The sequence below is a fragment of the Rhodococcoides fascians A44A genome, assembly GCF_000760735.1.
Lineage (GTDB): Bacteria > Actinomycetota > Actinomycetes > Mycobacteriales > Mycobacteriaceae > Rhodococcoides > Rhodococcoides fascians_E.
The window spans coordinates 2,235,742-2,254,820 of record NZ_JMEX01000008.1; the positions used below are offsets into that span (position 1 = coordinate 2,235,742).

A 19,079-nucleotide genomic window follows, 5' to 3' on the forward strand; every position below is an offset into this window, starting at 1 on the left:
TCGTCACAGTAGTGGGCCGCGTCGTGTTCCGGGGTTCGGCTCGGGGCCTATCGGTAGTCGAAACGGATGAACACCGTGTCGTTCGGCCCGTGGGTGCTCACGTGGGCTCGCACCTGATACACCTCCCAGATCAGATCCTCGGTCAGTACCGCAGCCGGGGTGCCCGCAGCGACCACTCTGCCCTGCGACAGCACCACCATGTGGGTGCAGAACATCGCTGCGAGGTTGAGATCGTGCAACGCAACGACGCTGGTGATGGGCAGCCGGGAGACGAGGGACAGTAGTTCGAGCTGGTGATGGATGTCGAGGTGATTGGTCGGTTCGTCGAGCAGAAGCTCGCGCGGTTCCTGGGCTAGGGCGCGCGCGATCTGCGCCCGCTGTCGCTCGCCACCGGACAGTTGGTGCCACAACCGGTGCGCCTTGTCGGTCAACCCGGTGTGTTTCAGCGCAGCGTCGACTGCCTTCTGGTCCGCCGACGCATTACCGCCGAATGCGCCACGGTGCGGGATGCGGCCGAGCCGGACGACGTCTGCGACGGTGATGTCGAAATCCGTGTCGGCGTGCTGACTCACCACGGCAACGGCTTTCGCGATGTCGCGTCGACGCATGCCGGCCAGTTCCGCGTCGTCGAGCGTGACGACGCCGGACGTCGGCTTGACGGCGCCGTTCATCAGTTGCAGCAGTGACGATTTGCCGGATCCGTTGGGGCCGATCAGTCCGACGGTATCGCCGGGCGCCGGTGTCAGAGTCACCCCGTCGACGACGAGAGCACCCCCGCGCTGCCACCGCACGTCGGACGCTGCGAGTGTCATGCGGACTTCTTCCGTCTGGCCAGGATGGCGATGAATGCAGGAACTCCCACCAGCGCCGTGCCGACGCCGACGGGCAGAGGCGTCGGCGCGAAGGCGACACGGGAGACGGCGTCGACCCAGACCATGAACACGGCGCCCATCAGCGCGGTCACGGGGATCAGCCGGTTGTGTCGTGATCCGATGAGAAACCGTGCGGCGTGCGGCAGTACGAGGCCGACGAAGCCGATGGCGCCTGCGACGCTGACGAGCGTCGCGGTGATGAGCGCGGTGACGACGAGCAGTGCGGTACGCGCCGCGCGTACGTTGATGCCGAGGGATGACGCCACTTCGTTGCCGAAGCTGAAGGCGTCGAGGACGAAGGCGTAGTAGAAGCAGAGGGCGACGCCCACGGCGACCACCGCGACGCACAGGACCACGTCGTCCCAGCGAACGCCTTCGAGTGATCCGAGCAGCCAGAACATGACTCCGCGGGTCTCGTCGGAGTCGGCGAACGCGAAGATCACGAGCGAAGTCAACGCCGAGAAGAGTTGTGTGCTGGCCACACCCGCGAGAATGACCCGGTCGTTGTTTCCGCCCGACAGGTGGGCGAGCAGAAGGACGAGCCCGAACGCGACGAGGGCACCGACGAACGCGCCACCGGACAGGCCCAGTGCGGCACCACCGATTCCGAGGATGCCGACGACGACGGCTCCTGTCGAGGCTCCCGAGCTGATGCCGAGCACGAACGGGTCCGCCAGCGGGTTTCGCAGCAGCGACTGCATGATGACACCGCAGATACCCAGGCCGCTTCCGCATGCGGCGGCGACGAGGCTGCGAGGCAGTCGTTCTTCCCAGACGATCGCGTTCTTGGACACCTTGACCGGTATGTCGGTCAGACCCAGATGATTGGTGACGACGTCGCGGACGTTGACCAGCGACACACTCGCAGGCCCCAGCGTCATCGCGACGGCGACCGATGCCACGAGCAGGACGAGGCCGCCCGCCAGAACGGCGGGCAGACCCAGCCCGCGACGTACTGCGGGCGCAATGGTGTTCAGGACTGTGGTGTTCAGGATTGCGGGCCCATCTCACGCAGGCCCGCGGCGACTTTCTCGACACCGTCGACGAGCCTGATGGACGGGTTCATCTCGGCTCCGTGGAGAGAGATGTAGCGCTTGTCCTGTACGGCCTGCATGGTGTTGGTGACCGGGTCCGATTCCAGGAACGCGATCTTGTCGGCGAGGAGGTCGCCGGGGAAGCGCGCACGAAGCAGATCGCCGAGCACGAGCACGGACGGGCTGCGGTCGACCATCGTCTCCCAACCGACGGCCGGCCAGTCGTCGTCCAGGTCGGAGTAGACGTTGGTGGCGCCGACCGTCGTCGCGATCAGGTTGGCGGAGCCGAGTCCGCCGGCGACGTAGGGACTCTTGGTGTCGGCGAACCAGAACGCCATGGTCTCACCGGTCTCGGCCAGTTCGGCGGTCGCGGCGGTCATGCGGTCCTGCAGTTCGGTGACCAGGGCGGCGCCGCGGTCCTGCACGTCGAAGATCTCGGCGAGCTCGGTGATCTCCTGGTAGAGCGCGTCGACTTTCAACGGGTTGGTTCTGGTGTTGCCGCCGTTGATGCTGAGGCCGTTGTCGCAGTCCGTCGGCGACAGGTAGGTCTGGGCGCCGGTCTCGGCGAAGCGGGCACGCTCGGCGACGCCGCCTTCCTTGAAGTGACGGCCGAACGACGCGGTGACGAAGTCGGGGTCGGCGTCGAGCACCACCTCGTAGGTGGGTGCGTTGTCGGCGAGACGGGGCACGTCGGAGTTCGCCGCTTCGAGGTTCTCTCGCACCGGGTCGGTCCACGATGCGGTGCCGACCATGCGGTCCTGCAGCCCGAGAGACAACAGGATCTCGGTCGAATTCTGATCCAACGACACCACACGCTGCGGGGGAGCGTCGACGGTGACGGACTCGCCGCAGTTGTCGAGGACGAGTGGGTAGGCCGTGTCGCCGTTGCCGCCGACGGCATCGGAATCGGTCACGGCCTCGGACTCACCGCACGCGGTGAGAAGTCCAGCGACGACGGCCATGGCGCCGACGCGCCTGAGCAATGCACTCACGATGAACACTTTCTGAGACGGCACAATGCGTGAGTGAACACGGCATGTCTGCGCGATCCACTCGCGCAGAACGTACGAGGCGACGAACGCGGATAGGCTAACCTATGCCGATCCTCGAAGTCATATCGTGGTGGGACTACTGAGCGAGCGAGGGGATTGATCGTGGCGGCGGGCGTCGACGGCCGACATTCGAGATGGCGCTGGTCGTTCATCACCGAGTTGGCGCGGGCAACCCCGACGATCCGGCTTCTCGTGCTGACCCAGATGACGTTCAACATCGGGTTCTTCATGGTGCTGCCGTACCTGTCGGTGCACTTGACGTCCGACCTGGGGCTCGGTGCGGCGGTGGTCGGTGTGGTCCTCGGCATCCGCACGTTCTCGCAGCAGGGACTGTTCTTCATCGGCGGCACCCTCGCCGATCGATGGGGTATCAAGCCGGTCGTCCTCGTCGGATGCGGCATCCGGGTGCTCGGATTCCTCGGCATGGCGGTAGCAGGTTCTCTGGCCGGTGTGGTCGCGGCGACGGTGGCCATCGGCTTCGCAGCCGCATTGTTCTCGCCTGCCGTCGAGTCCGCGATCGCCATCGAGGCGGGAAGAAGCGAGCGCGACGACGGGCCCAGCCGGGTCGAGACCTTCGCGCTGCTGTCGGTGTGCAATCAGATCGGCTCGTTCACCGGCCCGCTGATCGGATCGGTACTGCTGGTCGTCGACTTCCGCGTTGCCTGCACGGTCGCTGCCGTGATCTTCGTCGGCGTGATCGGAGCACATCTGAGATGGTTGCCGAACGAACCGGGCGAGCACCGAGGCGAGTCGTGGCTCTCCGGGTGGAACGACGTGGTGCGCAACAAGACTTTCGTGTTGTTCGCGGTCGCGATGAGCAGCCAACTGGTCGCATACAACCAGCTGTATCTGCTGCTGCCCCTGGAGGTCGAACGGGCGTGGGGATCGCAGGCAGTGCTGGGGTGGTTCTTCGCGATCTCCGCGGTGTTCGTGGTGTCCTCGCAGATGGGCATCACCCGCATGGTCGGCGCACGATCACCCCGGGTCACGTTGCCGGCCGGATTGGCAGTCATGGCACTGTCGTTCGTGGTCGTGGCACTGACGACTCCCCTCGGGCTCAGCGGGTTCGTCGGCCTGCTCCCGGCGGCAGGTTTCGTCGCCCTGCTCGCACTCGGGCAGATGATCGCCATGCCCCAGGCCCGTGACATCGTGCCGCGCTTGGCCGGCGAGCGCAGGCTGGGTGCGTACTACGGCTTCATGGCATCCCTCGGAGGCATCGGCGTTCTGATCGGCTCGGTCGCCATCGGGGCAGTCATCGACGCGGCTCCATCGACGGGGTGGGGGTCGAGCACGCCGTGGCTCGTGGCCGCCGTCTTCCCTCTCGCCAGCGTCCTCGGTATCCGCTTGGTGCTGAGGAGCCTCCCTTGAGGGCTCGGGACCGGGCCTCCTGCTCCACTATTCGGTGCTGAAGGGCAGATCCAGGCATATGACGCAACAAATTGGAGCGTCAGGCACCCCTGGTAAGCCGGAATCCGAATCGGTACGCGATGATCCCTGCGACAGCCCCGAGCGCCGCACCTGTCAGAGGGGCGAACCAGACGGCCCGTCGCAGGAACAGCCCCGATCGAACCCGGAACGAGATGTCCTGCGAGGTCTCGGAGGCGTGGCTCATCTGCACTCCCCGCAGCGGTTCGTACACACCGTTGTACTCGACCTCGGAGGCGAAGTATGCCTGCTGAACGAACTCGAGAACCGCAGGGAGAAGACCGACAACAGCACCGGTGAGGCTCAGCAGCAGCACGAGTGAACGCACGGTGCGTATCGTAACGAGTCGTGTCGGACGAGGCGTACGGACGGGTGACCAATCCAGAGCGGTTCGCGCCGCTGGTGACTGCAGCGAAAGAATTTGCGGACGATGTGGCGACACGGTTCGACGTCGATGTCACTCGTGTGGCCGGTGACCCGGGTTCGCAGGTGGTCGAGGCCGTTCACTTCGTACCAGCGCAGGACGATCAGGCGCCGTTGATCGTCTCCTTCACGTCGTTTCCCGGAGTGCTTCTCGATGTGGGTGCATCACAGCGAATCGCGTTGCCCGCGTGCGGGTGCGATGCGTGCGAAGAGGATGTCGAGAATCTGATCGGCCACCTGAACAGGTACCTCTCCGCTCTCGTCTCGGGGCAGTTTTACGAGCGCATTGTCGATTCGATGGTCGGAGCACGTGTGGGAAGGCGGTAATTGGCGCAATTCGGGTCGTGGCCCGATTCCCGAGTTACGTGTCGCGATGCCCGAGGATGGGCGATGGAAGCGGTGGTCTCCGAAGTGACCGGTCAGAAGTCCTGCTCGAATCGGTACCAGTCTCCGTCGAAGTCGTAGAACTCGATGGCCTCGTCGTACTGTGGCCGCCCCGGCGCCGGGGGACCGTCGGGGAGGTAGCCGAAGCCGATGGAATCGCCCAGTCCGCTGTCGACGAAGACAAGGCACCCCGTCCCCAGTGGGCGGACGGCCACCACGGTGTAGACGCCGATTCGTTGACCCCCGGATGCGGAACGGCATTGCGAGACAGTCTCCGTCAGCGCGTCCTCGGATATTGCGAATGCAACGGTCCGGGGCAGCGACAACGCCACTGCGCCGACGGTGAGGAGTACGAGTACGGGTGCGACGACACTCCACCCCCGTGCCCGGTACTTGGACCAGCCGATGAGGGCGAAGGCCGACCACAGCACTGCGAACACCACGAGTGGGACCACCGCGAGACCGAGGAACAGGCCATTGGGACTGGGAGGCGTGAAGGCCCACAGAACGAGGCCACACCCGAGCGCTACCAGCACCGTGGTGACGGCGGACGCCCAGTTCCACCAGGTCCGATCGGATGCAGGCATGGTCGCCGACCCTACTTGATTCCACTCCGCGCGAAGGCCATAGGCGCTGTTGGCCTCGGGTCCACATGTAGATCGACCCGCTTCGGTGCGGTGCAGGCCCCCGCTGTGGCAGGCGGCTGAACTTCGGTCGAGAGGTTCGATCTAGGGCCCGAACATTTCGAGGAACTGCTCCAGGGTGGGTACTGCGGGAGGTGCTACGACTCCCGGGGACAGGTCGATGCCGCCGAGGGCGCCGAGGACGTCGTCGGTCTGTGCTGCGGCCGAGCCGTAAGTGTTGGCCGCGACCGAGAAACCGTCACCGATGGATGCGGAGGCGACGACGCTGGATGCGTCGTCGGCCCAGCCCCATTTGGTTCCGGTCACGTCGGCGAGCTCGCCTGTGCCCCAGTCCTGCTGGGTGCCGTCGGTGGCGACGGGGCTCGACGAGTTCATCCATCCCAGGATCGGGCTCGCCGGGTCGGTTCTTTTCTTCGCTTCCAGGAAGCGGACGGTATCCGCGGTGCTGGTGTAGGAACTACCCCAGAAACCTCCGCGGGAGGTCGACGGCAATCCGAATTCGGCGGCGGTGGCGTCGATCGCGTTCGGGTACTTGGAGTCCAGTGCGGACGCGGCGCCGTCGTCGCTGGATTGGATCATCCGTGCCGCGAGATCGCGGTCGCCGGCCGACCCGTCTCCGTGGCGTAGTGCGTAGTCCGCCAGGTACAGCTTGACCGTGGACAAGCCCGGTCGGGCGTCGTTCTCGTTGGCGGTTCCCACGCGCAGACCGCTGGGCGAATGCTCGAAGGAGATCGAGGTCCGAGCGGGTACGTCGGCGAAGTTCTCGGGACCGGGGAGCGCCGACGCCGGTGCCGCGGCTGCGAGTGCGCAGGCGACGGCGGCGAGGGGTGCGAGGGACAGGTGTCGTAGCGACGGCATGCAGGGTGTTACCCCGTTGTGGAACCGGTCAATCCGGACTCAGCGAAGCGCGTCCGCGATGCGGGGGACCAGGGTGTCGATGGCGTAGGGAATGGACAGCACCGAGTTGTAGGTGATCGCGCCACGCTGATCGAGGGTGGCGGGAACGATGGCATCGTTGCGGCCGGCTGTGGTGTTGGCGAACGCACGGTTCTCGGCGACGATGTCGAAGTTCTCGTCGGGTCCGAGAACGAGCATGACGTCGGCGTCGAGCATGTTCGTGTTCTCGGCCGAGAATTCGACGTAGAACGTGTCACCGGTGTCGCCGTCGAGTACGGGCTGCGGCGTCGCGAAACCGAGTGAGGTGAGGAACTGGCCACGTCCGTCACCGGGGAGGAAGCCTGCGTACACGCCGCTGTAGGACATGACGGCGACTCCGGTCTTGCCTGCGAACTCGGGATGCGCGGCTACGGTGTCGGCGAGTAGGGCGTCGGTCTCCTCGTTGAGCCGCACCCCCTCGTCCTTCATGCCCATCGCGGTGGCGATGGTCTCGGTCGCAGCGGCGCGAGGGACCGCGTACGCCGCAGTGCCAACCGGCCGCGCGACGGTCGGTGCGATCTCGCTGAGCTTGTTGTAGGTCGCCTCGTCGAACCCGGCGTTGAGGCCGAGAATCAGGTCGGGTGCGAGCTCGGCGATCTGCTCGAGGTTGGGTTCCGAATCCGACTCGATGCGGGTGAGTTCGGCGTCGCCGACTTGTTCCTGGGCCCACGGGCCGAGCCCGGTTTCGTAGAACGCGAAACCACTGTTTCCGACGGGAACCTGGCCGAGGGCGAGTACGACGTCGGCGTCGGAGACCCCGAGGGTGACGATGCGTTCCGGCGTCGACGGCACTTCGGTGCTCCCGAAGACGTGCTCGATCGTCACGGGGAACTCGCCGGTGGGGGCGGTGGAGGTCGTCTCGCCTTCGGAGCTGGAACATCCTGTCACGACGCCTGCGAGCAGCACCGCGCCGACTATCGCTGCACCGATTCTCATCGAACTCATCCACCCGATCCGTGATTCCGCTTGTTTGGTCAGGGAACCCTAACTCAGCTTCGGGCGAGGGTGAGCTCGAGGGTCCGTGTCGTAGGTGTGTGGCACCGTGGTCGGTGTGACACTGTTCGGTATCGACGTCAGCAATCATCAGGGCAACTTCAATTTTGCCGCGGCCAAGGCCGAAGGGTTCGTGTTCGCGACGCACAAAGTCACCGAGGGGTCCGGGTATCGCGATCCGTTCTGGCCGCGGGCCGCTGCGGAGATGGCGACGCATTTTCCCGGACGGTGGGGCGGGTACGTGTTCTGTCGAACGAACACCGACCCGGCTTCCGAAGCGGAGACACTGCGCAATCACGCTGGTGGAGTTGATTTTCCATTGCAAGTGGATTACGAGGACACAACGAACGGCGGGTCGGTGGACGATCTTCTCCGGCGGTTCGACGCCTACCGCGCGGTGGGGTTCCAGCAGTTCCTTCCGGTGTATCTTCCGCGCTGGTTCTGGGAAACGCGAATGGGCAGTGCGCCTCTGGACCGATTACCGGTAGGGGTCTGGAACAGCGATTACGTCTCCGGGCGTGACTTCGCCTCCCGGTTGTATCCCGGGGACAACTGGGCGCCGGCGCGCGGCGCCGGCAGGTTCGGTGGCTGGGCGGACATGGGAGGCAAGCCCGTGCAGATCCTGCAGTTCTCCGAGAGTGCCTCGGTGGCCGGTCAATTCATCGACGCCAATGCTTTTCGGGGCGACGACGCGGCGCTGGCGGAGCTGTTCAGAACACCTGTGTGAACTGGTACCACTCACCGTCGTAGTGGGAGTACTCGATGTCCGGCCGTCCGGCATCGTGCGTGTACGAGTTCGGGATTCCCAGCGGGAGGTAGGCCAGGCCCACGCCGTCGACTCGGCCACCGCCGCGTACGTACAGCATGCAGCCGCCCTGCCCTGTCGCGTCTGAATCGACCGGCATCGTGTGCCAGACGCGGTACAGGCCGACCCGTCGTTCGGCGGTGTCGACGTCGGGGCACTCCTCAGCGGTCGCCGTCAGCGCGCCCTCGGACACGGCGAAGGCGAACGACGACGGTAGGGACAACGCCACGAGGACGGCGGTGACCAGTGCGAACACCGGTGCGATTGCCGTCAGCCGTAGCCTCCGATACTTCACCCACCCGATCAGGCCCAGTAGCAGCCACATCGCGGCCACGGCGAGCGCGGCATCCTGCGCGATTGCGAAGTACAGGTAGTTACGTTCGGGCGGTACGTACGCCCACAGCACGAGCAGACATACGAGAGCGGCGAGTACCGCGACCACGATCGTCAGTCCAACCCACCACGGCGCCCCCCTGGGCCTGTCGGTCATCCACGACACTGTGCCACGTCGGCGCCGAGTTCACGCGCGTTTCGGCCGGGGCACCGTGATGGAGGCGATGAGTGCCGCGTTGGCGGGGTCGTCCCAGGCGCTGGGGGTGATGCTTCGTACCTGCCCATCGGCCACGCCTCGGTTCAGGTCGATCCGCGTCGTCGTTCCCGCCTCGAAGTCGAGCTTCAGCAACTCGTCGGTTTCGTGTACCTGCCATTCGATTCCGTGCGGGCCGTAGGCGCGATCTGCTCGGGAGAACGTCATGTCGGGCCGATCCTGCTCTGCGACATCGACTGTGCATCGGTGGTGCTCGTCGAGGACCTGGACCTTCGTGCTCGGCCAGGTTCGGATCACCCCGTGTCGACGATCGTCGGTCATGTGCGATCCGGACGCGTCGATCAGATAGAGGGACCCGTCGACCATGGCCGAGGCCCAGGCGCCCGAGGTTGCGTACCGGTCGATGGTCACGGAGTTCTCGTCGACGACAGTGCATCGGTGGACATCGTGTTCGGAGGTGATCCAACACCCGCCGGGGACGGCGTGGAGGCGTCGGGTCCAGCGGTCGTCGGTGGGTTCGATGGTGAGCGGCAACAGAAACCGGGTGATCGCGGGAACGGCGCCTGCTGCCTCGACACGCAACAGGACGGGGTCCGACGCATGCATGACCCAGACGTCGCTGCCGTCGGCTGAAACGGCTCCCGCGGCGAAAGGCGTTGGTGGTGAGAGCATATCGAGATCGAGTTCGACGAGGATTCCTGTCGTCTGCACGTGGCCGTTCTCGATGGGCTCGCGCTCCCACCAAGGATCACCCGTGGGGACGGCGTCGATCTCGTCGAGGCGCTCGGTTCCGTCGACTCCGCGCCAGCCGTTGTCGATTTTCTCGACTTGCTTGTGCACGAGGTGCATTCGCTCGATTCGGCCGTGCACCCGAGCGGGTCGGTCGATCGCCCGGTCGTCGAGGACCGCGCTGAGTATCCCGTCGAGCATCACCGACCCGTTCGTGGGGCGATCCGCCCACCACTGCCCGCTCCAGCCGTCGCCGTGGACGAGGTGCAACCACCGGAGTTCTCCGTCCCGCCCTCGGGGACAGGCTCCGAAGGCGGGACGGGCTGTGGCTCTGCGTTTGTCGTCGAGCACCGAGCGGACGGGGCCCGCCGAGTGATGCTCGAGGGCGACGTCGACCACGTCGCCCACCGATGCACGTGGGAACGACCCGTCTTGGATGACCCAGCCTGCGACGAATATACGCAGAGCCTTCGGTCGTTCGGCGGGCTCCACTCCTGGCTTGCTCATGTCAGTCCCGACGCACTAGGGGGACCGTGCGGCGAAGCGTCACGGGCGTCGGGTCACCGTGCGTGTAACCGTACACCCGCGGCTGCGTCAGCTACCGGCTACTTCCGTTGCGTTGGCCAGACCGTCGACGAGGGTCGGGAGGAAGAAGGGGATGGACAGAGCCGTCGGCCCGATCGCGGAACCGGCCTCCTGGCCGACGAATCCGGCGACGGCGCCCTTCGCGACGGCCGGAATCTGTCGCGACACGTCCGAGGTCAGGAACTCCTGCAAGGCCTGGTCGGTGTCGACCTGGGTGAACACGACGTCCGCGTCGATCTTCGAGATGTTCTCCGCCGAGACGGTGGTGGAGAACGGCGATTCACCGTTCGAGAGGGACGTCACCGATTCGGGCGTGGTGAATCCGAGATTCTCGAGCAGTTCGACGCGAGGATCCGTCGGCAGGAGCAGGTAGTAGACGTCTGCTGCCTCGGACACGTAGGCGATGGATCGACCGTCGAATTCGGGGTGCTGATCGCCGGCGTCGGTGACCTGTCGATCGAGGTCGGCGACGAGTTCGCGGGCTTCGTCGGCGCGGCCCAGGACGTCCCCGGTGGTGGTTATGACGTCACGCCACGGCGTCGACCACAGTTCTTCCGGTGGCGCGATGACGGGGACGCCTGCTGCGGTCACTGCGTCGTATTCGGCTTGGGTGAGTCCGGAGTGCGGTGCCATCAGCACATCCGGATCGGTGGCCAGGAGTTGTTCGACGGGGAGTTCGTACGCGGAGTTGTCGAGCAGAACCGGGGTCTGTCCGCCGAGGTCCTCGATGGCGTCGGACACCCACGGGTACATCAGGTCGTCGCCTCCGCCGTATTCGGCCGACGGGATGGCGACGGGTACGACGCCGAGGGCGAGGACGGCGTCGGTGGTGCCGAATCCCCAGGTCGCGACGCGTTCCGGTAGTGCATCGACTGTCGTCTCGCCGTACATGTGGTCGACGGTGACCGGGAACGAACCTTCGGCTGCGGGTGTCGCGGCGTTGTCGTTCGCGGTGTCGGAGGTGCTGCACCCGGCCAGTGCGAGGGATGCGATCGCAGCGACGGTGACTGCGGTGATGTGAAGCTTCATGAGGATCCTGTACGTCGAACAATGCGGACCTTCAGGTTAGCCTTCGCTTACTCAGCGCCGTCGATCGGCCGGGGAACGTTTAGGCGGCCTCATCGTCGGGCACCGTAGTTGTATGAGCGACACAACGAAGGTCACCGTAGAACGCACCATCGAAGCTCCCGTCGACGCGGTGTTCGATGTGCTCTCCAATCCCGAGCGGCATCAGAAGATCGATGCTTCCGGCTTCATCCGCGGGGTGGATCATGCGGATCGCATCCAGAAGGTCGGTGAGGTGTTCACGATGAACATGGCCGGCGATCACATGGGCGGCGAGTACCAGACCGACAATCACGTCACCGGCTACGCCAAGGACAAGCTGCTCGCATGGACCACCGCGCCTGCGGGCACCGAGCCTCCCGGGTGGGAGTGGCTGTGGGAGTTGGAATCTCAGGGTCCCAACGAGACGCTGGTGCGCCACACGTACGACTGGTCGAAGGTGACGGACAAGAAGCTTCTCGAGAAGGTGAAGTTCCCGTTGGTCACGGAAGATCAGTTGAACAGCACCCTGTCCTTGCTGGACGCGGAAGCGACAACCTGATCGCCGTCAGCCTGACGTAGCTACCGACTCTGCCGCGCTCACTGCCCTCGAATCGACACGGGCGGTGGGCGCGGCATTGTCGTGCGCCGCTCAGGTGGCCTGAGGCGTCGCGCTGTTCGGCGTCGCGGAGTGATCGCCGGCGATCCTGCCGGTGCGCTTGACCGCCCAGACGATCAACGCGATGGGAACGACCCAGTTGAGCAGGAGATTGCCCGGGTGGTTGTTGGTCATCTCGGTGGACGAGGCCAGTGCACCGGCGATGACGTGGCAGACGGCCATCGCGAACACGACGCCCGCCCACATCGCGCTGATGGACTTGTTCTTCTCGTGAAATCGCGGGGTGCCCCAGTACTGCGGGTCCACCGAGTCGCGGGCGTACTGCTCGGTGAACGGCACTGTCACGACGGACACGGCCATGACGGCGGCCAGCACGAACGTCGCGCCGCCGCGACCGAAATCGGCCAGGGCGTCGTTCAGGCTGCTGTTGCCGAGGAACCCGAGCACCGCGATGATCCCGAAGGTCACGACGCCGGCCGCGTCGATGATCTTGATGCCGCCGTTGCCCCTGGACACGGACGTGCTGCGGCCGACGAACGCCAGCGCCAGCGAACTCACGCAGGCCAGCAGTGCGGCGATCCCGACAGCGCTCGCACCCATTCTCTCGGTAAGGATGGCGAAGAGCGCCCAAGGCGCCAGGCCGAGGATCATCATTTTGCCGTTCATGGTGGGAGCCTTTCGACAGCACTGCGTCGGACTAGCGGAATACGATGAGATCAGCTTCCAACGATCGGCGTGGCAGATCATCGGTGTAGGCACGCACGATTCGCTGCCACTCACCCGATATGCATGAATCGACGCGTTCCGCCCAGGTCGGCGCTGCTTCGGCGCTACCGTCGTATGCATGAAGTTGCCGTCCACCGGGGCGCGCAGGTCGATCGTCGACGAGATCGACTCCGCGCTGGACCTGGCGATGAACGGCATCGGTCCGCGGACGTTGGTGGTGACGGCCGGACCGGGCAGCGGAAAGTCGCACACGCTGCGTCGGCTCGTGTCCGGCCGGGGCATCGAAACGCGGTGGGCGACGGCTGACGAGTTGTCCTGGCGTCAGCCCTATGCGGTGGCCGCGGCTCTCATCGGCGTCGCCGTGCCGGCGACTGCCCCGGCCGGGTTCGACACCGAGCTCCATGCAGCGGTCGATTCACTGTGCGCGGTTCGGCCGCAGCTGCTGGTCGTCGACGATGCGCACAACGCGGACGCGGGCAGCCTGGAAGTGTTGTCCCACCTCGCCGCGGCGGCGAAGGATCTGCCGTTGGTGGTGCTCGTCGCGCGACGTCACCTGCCCACCCGTGAGCTGTTGACTCGCATGCTGGCCCGCCCGACGGTCCGTGAGTGGAATCTGCCGGCGATGGACGCCGCGGATCTCGAGGTGCTGGCCCACGAGGTACTCGGTGCGTGGCCGGACGCCGCGTTGTCGACGCTTCTGGCGCGGTCGGGTGGTAACCCGATGCACGCGTTGACGATGCTGACGGAGCTGCGTGCGCAGGGCACCGTCGTCGTGAAGGACGGCCGGGCAACCGCGCCGAGCATGCTCGACGCGTCGGCGTCCAGCAACTTGCAATCGGCTATTGCGGAACAGCTTTCGCTGCTCGATGCCTCCTCGCGTGATCTCGTCCGCAAGCTCGCGGTGTGGGGCGGGCCTGCCACGCTGGCCGAGCTGGCCGACCTGGGGGACACGTCGGCGGCGGTGATGGTGGGGGCGGCGCAGACGGTGATCGACGCGGGCATGGTCGACGCGTCGCCGAGCGGGGAGTTGATGTTCACGCACGACGTCTACGCCGATGTGGCGTACGACGGTCTGGCGCCGCCGCTGCGGGCGATTCTGCACACGGAGGTCGCGCGTCACCACGAGGCCGCGGGCAACCGACAGATGGTGGCGCATCACCTGCTCGCGGCGGGCGGGGACGAGTCGGTGCTCGGTGCGGCGGTGAGCCGGGCGCAGGAGGAATTGCAGTACGTTCCTGCGGTCGCCGTCGACCTGTTGGGGACTGCGACGGCCACCGTCGCCGGGTCGTTCGAGCTGGACCTGGCGACGGCACTGGCGCGCAGCGGCCAGCTCGCCCGGTCGGCCGAGGTTGCGACGCAGGGTCTGTCGAACGCGACCGATCCCGCCGTCGTGCCGTTGCTGTACCGGACGCTGCTGTTCACCTCGATCGCGCAAGGAAAGTCGCAGCACGCGCTCGGGTTGATCTCGTCGACACTGCAGATGCCCGTCGACGACGCCACCCGCGCGGGTCTGCTGGACACGCAGCGGTACGTCTCGCTGTTGGAGGGCGTCACTCCGGTGCCAGGCGGGGAGCTGGGGGCCGTCCAGGGACCGGTCAGCGTGTTGGTCACCGAGGCTCTGCGACGGTTTCTCTCCGGTGCTGTCGACAGTGGGTTGAACCTGGCGCTCGAAGCGTCCCAGCAGGAAGGCGCGGTGGGCGCAGGGTTTCAGCTCAGTACGTCGGCGGACGTGTGGCCGCCGTTCATCGAGCTGTACGCGCACGGGCCCGTCGCGGCGGAAGCGCTGATGGACCGCGCTCAGCAGCTGCGGACCGACCGCGGTGCCGCGTGGATGACGGCGTACCAGGACTTCACCCGCGGAGGCATCGCGATGAAGAGAGGCCGTCTCGACGACGCGGCCGCGCACATCGACGCCGGGTTGGAACGTGCGGGCTCGGCGGACATGGGGTGGACGTCGATCGCGGAGGGCACCCGCGCTCAGATCGACGTGTACCGAGGCGACGTGGAGGCGGCTCTCGCGCGGTTGGATGCGTTCGAGAACTCGGGACAGCCGCATCAGTTCGGACTGCCGATCTGCGGTATGACGCGGGTGTCGTTGCTCGAGTCCGGCCGCAAGTTGTTGCCTGCGGTGGCCGCAGCCCGCAGGTATTGGGGTGGCGCCAGGGAGTTGGGGATCTACGGGTGGCTTCCGTCGTTCGCCGTCGACTGCGCTCGTCTGGCTCGGCGGACCGACGACGGTGAGTTCGCCGCGGAGATCGTCGACACCCTCGCGGAGATCTCCGATCCACTGCCCGTCGCGAGCGTCGGACCGGTCGCTCTCGCTCGGGCCCTGTGCGCGGGTGATTCGGAGTCCGTCGTCGCGCAGGCCGTTCGGAGCGCGGAGAGCGCTCGCCGGGAAGGCAACGTCATCGCCGAGGCCGCAGCCTGGGAGGAAGCAGCGTGCGAGCTCGCGGCGTCGGGAGACAAGGTGACTGCGCGTGAACATGCACGGACGGCGCTGCTGATCACCCAGAACATGGGCGCCACCGCGTTGTCCTCGCGAATCGCCATGCGCCTGCGTCCGCTGGGAGTGCGGTTGGATCCGCGGACCGTCCGGGAGCGTCCGCGGACGGGGTGGGACAGCCTCACCCGGACCGAGACGACCATCGCGGACATGGTGGCGAGCGGTCGAAGCGGCCCGGAGATCGCGCAGAGCCTGTTCATCTCCCAGCGCACCGTGCAGACGCACGTCTCGCACGCGCTGGCCAAGCTGGGCCTGCGTACCCGAGTGGAACTCGCCGCCCTCGTCGCCGGCCGCCGGGAGTGACTGGCAGGGATATCTACGTGCTCTGACCGATGTTCCTCCACGGTCCCGAAGACCAGGATCGAAGCATCGCACCGACGAACGGGAGTCCCCTCATGACGAACGACACGCTCACCACCGACCCGCACCGGCCGGCGCCCGTCGACGTCGTCCACCACACCCACCTGAACGGTGTGTTCGCACCGCAGCGCGAGGAGGTGGACGTCGCCGACCTGCACGTCGTCGGCGAGATCCCGGCCGACCTGAAGGGCAGTTACCTGCGGAACGGACCCAATCCGCGTTTCGACCCGATCGGATCGTTCGTCTTTCCCCTCGACGGCGACGGGATGGTCCACCGGGTCGGCATCGCCGACGGCCGAGCGTCGTACACCAATCGGTTCGTTCGGACGCCGATGGTCGAGCTCGAAGAGCAACGCGGAGAAGCGATCTGGTCCGGCGTGATGGACGGATACACGCCGCCGGCGTCGGTCGTCGGCGATGCCCTCGCCGGCACCACGCGTCAACTGCCGGACATCAACATCGTCGATCACGCGGGCAAGCTCCTGGCGATGGCCGAAGGCGACCGGCCGTACCTGCTGGACCGTGAGAAGCTCGCGACGCTCGCGCAGGAGGACTGCGACGGCGCGATGCGGGTCGGCAGCACGGCGCACCCCAAGATCGATCCGCACACCGGGGAGATGGTCCTGTTCAACTACTCGCTGGAGGCGCCGTATCTGACGTGGTCGATCGTCGGCGCCGACGGCAGGGTGTTGCTGTCGCCGACTCCCGTCGACGGTCTCGACAAGCCCTACATGATTCACGACATGGCGTTGACGCAGAAGTACGTGGTGCTGTTCGTCAATCCGTTGGCGTTCGACCTCGCCGCCGCAATGACCGGTGGAGCGCTGCTGTCGTGGCAGCCGGACCGAGGAACTCGCATCGCGCTGATCCCCCGGGACGGTGGCGCGATTCGGTGGATCGACACGGATGCGTTCTGGGTGTGGCACTTCGCCAACGCTTTCGACAATCCCGACGGCACCGTCACCGTCGACTACGTCGAACACCTGTTTCCCGGTGGTCTGACGAAGCCGACGGGCGTCAACAACCCGGCGTTGACGCGGGCGCTGCTGAATCCCGTCACCGGTGCGGTGAGCCGTACGCAGATCAGTGACCGGTTCGGAATCGAGTTCCCTCGCGTCGACGACAGGTTGCTGACGCTCGATCACGGCCGCATCGCCACCGTCGGAAAATCCGAGGTCGACGACGGATTCCTCGAATCACTGTTCTTCCACGACGTGCACTCCGGGCGCGACGAGGTGTGGTCTCCGGGAGTGGCGATCGGCGAACCGATCTACATTCCGGGTGAGACGCACGATTACTGGGGTGCGATCGGCACCGATCCCGAGGATCTGAAATCCCGCTTCTACATCCTGGACGCCGACAACCCGGCGGACGGGCCGCTGGCGACGATCGAGCTGCCCATCCGTGTTCCCGCGGGACTGCACGGCATTTGGGTCCAATAAGGCGCGCCGTACCGTCATCGGGTGGAGGATCGAACCCATGAAGACGTTCGTACGGAGACTGACGGTGTGTGGGGCGGTAATGATCGGGGCGGTTTTCGGTCCGGTGGCAGTCGCGTCCGCTGAGGTCACGGTGCCGTTCCAGATCGACCCGGCGCCGTACGGAAACACCAACGGCAGCTTCGATTCGCCCGAGGTCCGCTGCGTAGCGGTACTCGGCGAGCAACCGGGGGTCGCCAGGGTCACCAGCCCGGCCGACGGCAGGCCTGGGTGCTATCAGGTCGCCGACGTGCGCTGGGTGAACCTCTCCACCGGGGCGTCAGGTGCGGCCCGAATGTCCGACGGTCTGGGCGGCGCACCGCGCGAGGCGGTACTGCGGACCGGGCCGGGGCAGGTAGCTCTGGTCGCCGTTTCCTCTTACGCCACGACGGTCCCCGGGTTCGCCACCTTCTACGTTCCGTAGTTCGGCCGTCGAGCTAGCCCGTCGACTCGTCGTCGCGCGGAGGGTGTGGCACGTTCTCGTCGTCGACGTGTGCGCCCACGGCAGTGTTCTCGTCCGCCGGGTGGTCGCGGGGGCCGTCGTTGGTGCCGTGGGATTCCACTGCGGCGTCGGCGTCGCTGGGCATCGTCATGAGATCTCCTGGGGTTCGAAGCGCGGTCGAGGAGAGTGTGCCCGTTTCGGCGGAAACTACACAGGACTCGAGGGAGCTGCTCAGGTGCCCGGCCGGATGCCTGTGTAGATACCGGGCACTCGAAAGCGAAGGGGCGGTTCGTCGTACTCCTCGAGGGCGTGCGCGGTCCACCCGGCGATACGGGCGAAGGCGAACAGTGCCTCCGGGGTATCGGGCCGGAGACCGAAGGCGCACGTGAACGTGGCGAGCGCAAAATCGGAGTTGGGGAACGTGTCGAACCGATCGCGCATCTCGTCGATCACGATGTCCGCGGCTGCCATCACGGCGGCGTTCGCGCCGCTCGCCGGGTCGCGGAGCAGCCGAAGCAATTCCTGGGCGCGAGGGTCCCGGTCGGTGTAGATCACGTGGCCGAACCCGGGGACTCGCTCGCCGGATCGAAGATGCTGTGCCAGAGCGGAAATCGGGTCGACGCGCGCAGACGTAATGAACCGATAGGCAGGCTCGGCCGCGGATCCGTGCAGTGGACCGTCGATGCACCCCAGGCCCGCGGCGACGACCGAGTAGAGGTGGGCTCGTGTACTGGCCGCGACCCGAACGGCGAGCGTCGACGCCGCCAGGCTGTGGTCGAGCATCAGCACGAGGGCGGCTCGTAGAACGGTCAGCCCGCGAGGGTCGGATGCCTCCGATCGCACTGCAGCCCACATCGACTCCGCGACGGAGGTGTCGGGCGCAGCTTCGGTGAGAGAGGCAGCGACGGTCGCCGACAGTTGGCCGGCCTCGGATATAACCGATTTCGGGCTGATGTCGACACGCATCGGACGGTGGGTCGCGGCGACGTCGACGGCGAGGCGGATACGGTCGATGAATCGGCACTCCGGCGACAGTGACGCGGCGGCATCTCGGCACTTCTGTGCCACAACGGGATCGACGTGAAACCTGCGATCCGAGTCCATTTGCCCTGTCCACACGAAGTGCGCTACCGACTCGAACGAGTAGGCGGTCAGGTCGACGGCGTTGCGGCCGCGGTAGTACAGGTGATCGTCGTCCAGCAGGGTGATCCGAGTTCTGATCCGTTCCACCGTCCCGATGTCGTTGCGGCGAGCGGTGTCTCGACCGGCGAGTGCTTCGACTTCCTCGACGTCGAAGACGCTGCCCCTGACGCCGGGGAGGCGACTGCTGGTCAGCAACCCGCGGCTGACGTAGGCGTAGACGGTTTCGGGTTTGACCCCCAACCGGGCTGCGGCCTGTGCGGTGGTGAGGAGGTCTCGGCCGTCGGGGGATGGCATTTTCGCCTCTCGGTTCGGCGTGCTGAACATTGACTCGATCA

The 19,079-nt window shown here is 66.3% G+C and carries 20 protein-coding genes; 7 read left to right on the top strand and 13 right to left on the bottom strand.

Going from position 1 to position 19,079, the window contains the following annotated elements:
• Positions 1-47 precede the first annotated feature (47 nt).
• The 3 genes from BH95_RS22835 to BH95_RS22845 form a co-directional block, all read right to left on the bottom strand.
• Positions 48-812, bottom strand: a complete 765-nt coding sequence (locus BH95_RS22835) for an ABC transporter ATP-binding protein (RefSeq protein WP_037184267.1) — start codon at positions 810-812, stop codon at positions 48-50.
• Positions 809-1,774, bottom strand: a complete 966-nt coding sequence (locus tag BH95_RS22840) for a FecCD family ABC transporter permease (protein ID WP_019665683.1) — start codon at positions 1,772-1,774, stop codon at positions 809-811. The genes BH95_RS22835 and BH95_RS22840 overlap by 4 nt, the downstream gene beginning before the upstream one ends.
• Positions 1,775-1,860: 86 nt before the next feature.
• On the bottom strand, positions 1,861-2,922 hold the full coding sequence (locus BH95_RS22845) for an ABC transporter substrate-binding protein (protein ID WP_037184270.1): 1,062 nt from the start codon (positions 2,920-2,922) through the stop codon (positions 1,861-1,863).
• Between the two features lie 138 nt (positions 2,923-3,060).
• On the opposite strand from BH95_RS22845, the gene BH95_RS22850 reads away from it, so the two are divergent.
• Entirely contained in the window at positions 3,061-4,326 is a 1,266-nt protein-coding gene (locus tag BH95_RS22850) for an MDR family MFS transporter (protein WP_230594000.1), read from the top strand.
• 79 nt (positions 4,327-4,405) lie between these two features.
• Here BH95_RS22850 and BH95_RS22855 read toward each other — a convergent pair whose 3' ends face one another.
• A complete protein-coding gene (locus BH95_RS22855) occupies positions 4,406-4,711 on the bottom strand; it encodes a hypothetical protein (RefSeq protein WP_037184273.1) in 306 nt (101 codons plus the stop codon).
• A gap of 20 nt (positions 4,712-4,731) precedes the next feature.
• On the opposite strand from BH95_RS22855, the gene BH95_RS22860 reads away from it, so the two are divergent.
• Positions 4,732-5,133 carry a DUF6226 family protein gene (locus BH95_RS22860; RefSeq protein ID WP_037184276.1) on the top strand — a complete coding sequence of 134 codons (402 nt, stop codon included), beginning with the start codon at positions 4,732-4,734 and terminating at the stop codon, positions 5,131-5,133.
• Between the two features lie 92 nt (positions 5,134-5,225).
• Here BH95_RS22860 and BH95_RS22865 read toward each other — a convergent pair whose 3' ends face one another.
• From BH95_RS22865 to BH95_RS22875, 3 genes are all read right to left on the bottom strand, one after another.
• Positions 5,226-5,777, bottom strand: a complete 552-nt coding sequence (locus BH95_RS22865; RefSeq protein ID WP_037184279.1) for a hypothetical protein — start codon at positions 5,775-5,777, stop codon at positions 5,226-5,228.
• A gap of 141 nt (positions 5,778-5,918) precedes the next feature.
• Complete coding sequence (locus tag BH95_RS22870; RefSeq protein ID WP_020110566.1) at positions 5,919-6,692, bottom strand: hypothetical protein; 774 nt, start codon at positions 6,690-6,692, stop codon at positions 5,919-5,921.
• A gap of 39 nt (positions 6,693-6,731) precedes the next feature.
• Complete coding sequence (locus tag BH95_RS22875) at positions 6,732-7,715, bottom strand: ABC transporter substrate-binding protein (protein WP_037184282.1); 984 nt, start codon at positions 7,713-7,715, stop codon at positions 6,732-6,734.
• Between the two features lie 106 nt (positions 7,716-7,821).
• Between BH95_RS22875 and BH95_RS22880 the strand changes: the two genes are divergently transcribed.
• Positions 7,822-8,490, top strand: a complete 669-nt coding sequence (locus BH95_RS22880) for a glycoside hydrolase family 25 protein (protein ID WP_244165095.1) — start codon at positions 7,822-7,824, stop codon at positions 8,488-8,490.
• On the opposite strand, the gene BH95_RS22885 is transcribed toward BH95_RS22880, so the two are convergent.
• From BH95_RS22885 to BH95_RS22895, 3 genes are all read right to left on the bottom strand, one after another.
• Positions 8,474-9,058 (bottom strand): hypothetical protein, encoded by a 585-nt coding sequence (locus BH95_RS22885; RefSeq protein WP_244165096.1) that lies wholly within the window; start codon positions 9,056-9,058, stop codon positions 8,474-8,476. The genes BH95_RS22880 and BH95_RS22885 overlap by 17 nt on opposite strands.
• A gap of 30 nt (positions 9,059-9,088) precedes the next feature.
• Entirely contained in the window at positions 9,089-10,351 is a 1,263-nt protein-coding gene (locus BH95_RS22890) for a hypothetical protein (protein ID WP_244165097.1), read from the bottom strand.
• An 87-nt stretch (positions 10,352-10,438) separates the two neighbouring features.
• On the bottom strand, positions 10,439-11,458 hold the full coding sequence (locus BH95_RS22895) for an ABC transporter substrate-binding protein (protein WP_037184290.1): 1,020 nt from the start codon (positions 11,456-11,458) through the stop codon (positions 10,439-10,441).
• Between the two features lie 112 nt (positions 11,459-11,570).
• Between BH95_RS22895 and BH95_RS22900 the strand changes: the two genes are divergently transcribed.
• The gene (locus BH95_RS22900; protein ID WP_020110572.1) at positions 11,571-12,035 is read left to right on the top strand and encodes an SRPBCC domain-containing protein; all 465 of its coding nucleotides are present in this window, start codon (positions 11,571-11,573) and stop codon (positions 12,033-12,035) included.
• Positions 12,036-12,125: 90 nt separating this feature from the next.
• On the opposite strand, the gene BH95_RS22905 is transcribed toward BH95_RS22900, so the two are convergent.
• Positions 12,126-12,758, bottom strand: a complete 633-nt coding sequence (locus BH95_RS22905; protein WP_037184293.1) for a hypothetical protein — start codon at positions 12,756-12,758, stop codon at positions 12,126-12,128.
• Positions 12,759-12,936: 178 nt separating this feature from the next.
• Here BH95_RS22905 and BH95_RS22910 point away from each other — a divergent pair, with 178 nt between their 5' ends.
• The 3 genes from BH95_RS22910 to BH95_RS22920 all read left to right on the top strand — a co-directional run bounded on the left by BH95_RS22910 (position 12,937) and on the right by BH95_RS22920 (position 17,583).
• Positions 12,937-15,624 (top strand): ATP-binding protein, encoded by a 2,688-nt coding sequence (locus tag BH95_RS22910; RefSeq protein ID WP_037184296.1) that lies wholly within the window; start codon positions 12,937-12,939, stop codon positions 15,622-15,624.
• A gap of 92 nt (positions 15,625-15,716) precedes the next feature.
• A complete protein-coding gene (locus BH95_RS22915; RefSeq protein WP_033188942.1) occupies positions 15,717-17,123 on the top strand; it encodes a carotenoid oxygenase family protein in 1,407 nt (468 codons plus the stop codon).
• Positions 17,124-17,160: 37 nt separating this feature from the next.
• Positions 17,161-17,583: a hypothetical protein gene (locus tag BH95_RS22920; protein ID WP_037184299.1), complete on the top strand. Its 423-nt coding sequence runs from the start codon at positions 17,161-17,163 to the stop codon at positions 17,581-17,583.
• A gap of 13 nt (positions 17,584-17,596) precedes the next feature.
• Here the strand turns inward: BH95_RS22920 and BH95_RS29140 are convergent, their stop codons facing one another.
• Positions 17,597-17,752 carry a hypothetical protein gene (locus BH95_RS29140; RefSeq protein WP_167336912.1) on the bottom strand — a complete coding sequence of 52 codons (156 nt, stop codon included), beginning with the start codon at positions 17,750-17,752 and terminating at the stop codon, positions 17,597-17,599.
• 80 nt (positions 17,753-17,832) lie between these two features.
• The gene (locus BH95_RS22925) at positions 17,833-19,038 is read right to left on the bottom strand and encodes a citrate synthase (protein WP_037185437.1); all 1,206 of its coding nucleotides are present in this window, start codon (positions 19,036-19,038) and stop codon (positions 17,833-17,835) included.
• Positions 19,039-19,079: the final 41 nt, after the last annotated feature.

What these genes read in the sequence shown, in the direction of transcription:
- BH95_RS22905 (WP_037184293.1), bottom strand. Translation starts at nt 12,758, where the DNA reads ATGAACGGCAAAATGATGATCCTCGGCCTGGCGCCTTGGGCGCTCTTC.
- BH95_RS22865 (WP_037184279.1), bottom strand. Translation starts at nt 5,777, where the DNA reads ATGCCTGCATCCGATCGGACCTGGTGGAACTGGGCGTCCGCCGTCACC.
- BH95_RS22925 (WP_037185437.1), bottom strand. Translation starts at nt 19,038, where the DNA reads ATGCCATCCCCCGACGGCCGAGACCTCCTCACCACCGCACAGGCCGCA.
- BH95_RS22910 (WP_037184296.1), top strand. Translation starts at nt 12,937, where the DNA reads ATGAAGTTGCCGTCCACCGGGGCGCGCAGGTCGATCGTCGACGAGATC.
- BH95_RS22900 (WP_020110572.1), top strand. Translation starts at nt 11,571, where the DNA reads ATGAGCGACACAACGAAGGTCACCGTAGAACGCACCATCGAAGCTCCC.
- BH95_RS22885 (WP_244165096.1), bottom strand. Translation starts at nt 9,058, where the DNA reads ATGACCGACAGGCCCAGGGGGGCGCCGTGGTGGGTTGGACTGACGATC.
- BH95_RS22875 (WP_037184282.1), bottom strand. Translation starts at nt 7,715, where the DNA reads ATGAGTTCGATGAGAATCGGTGCAGCGATAGTCGGCGCGGTGCTGCTC.
- BH95_RS29140 (WP_167336912.1), bottom strand. Translation starts at nt 17,752, where the DNA reads ATGACGATGCCCAGCGACGCCGACGCCGCAGTGGAATCCCACGGCACC.
- BH95_RS22890 (WP_244165097.1), bottom strand. Translation starts at nt 10,351, where the DNA reads ATGAGCAAGCCAGGAGTGGAGCCCGCCGAACGACCGAAGGCTCTGCGT.
- BH95_RS22920 (WP_037184299.1), top strand. Translation starts at nt 17,161, where the DNA reads ATGAAGACGTTCGTACGGAGACTGACGGTGTGTGGGGCGGTAATGATC.
- BH95_RS22870 (WP_020110566.1), bottom strand. Translation starts at nt 6,692, where the DNA reads ATGCCGTCGCTACGACACCTGTCCCTCGCACCCCTCGCCGCCGTCGCC.
- BH95_RS22835 (WP_037184267.1), bottom strand. Translation starts at nt 812, where the DNA reads ATGACACTCGCAGCGTCCGACGTGCGGTGGCAGCGCGGGGGTGCTCTC.
- BH95_RS22915 (WP_033188942.1), top strand. Translation starts at nt 15,717, where the DNA reads ATGACGAACGACACGCTCACCACCGACCCGCACCGGCCGGCGCCCGTC.
- BH95_RS22895 (WP_037184290.1), bottom strand. Translation starts at nt 11,458, where the DNA reads ATGAAGCTTCACATCACCGCAGTCACCGTCGCTGCGATCGCATCCCTC.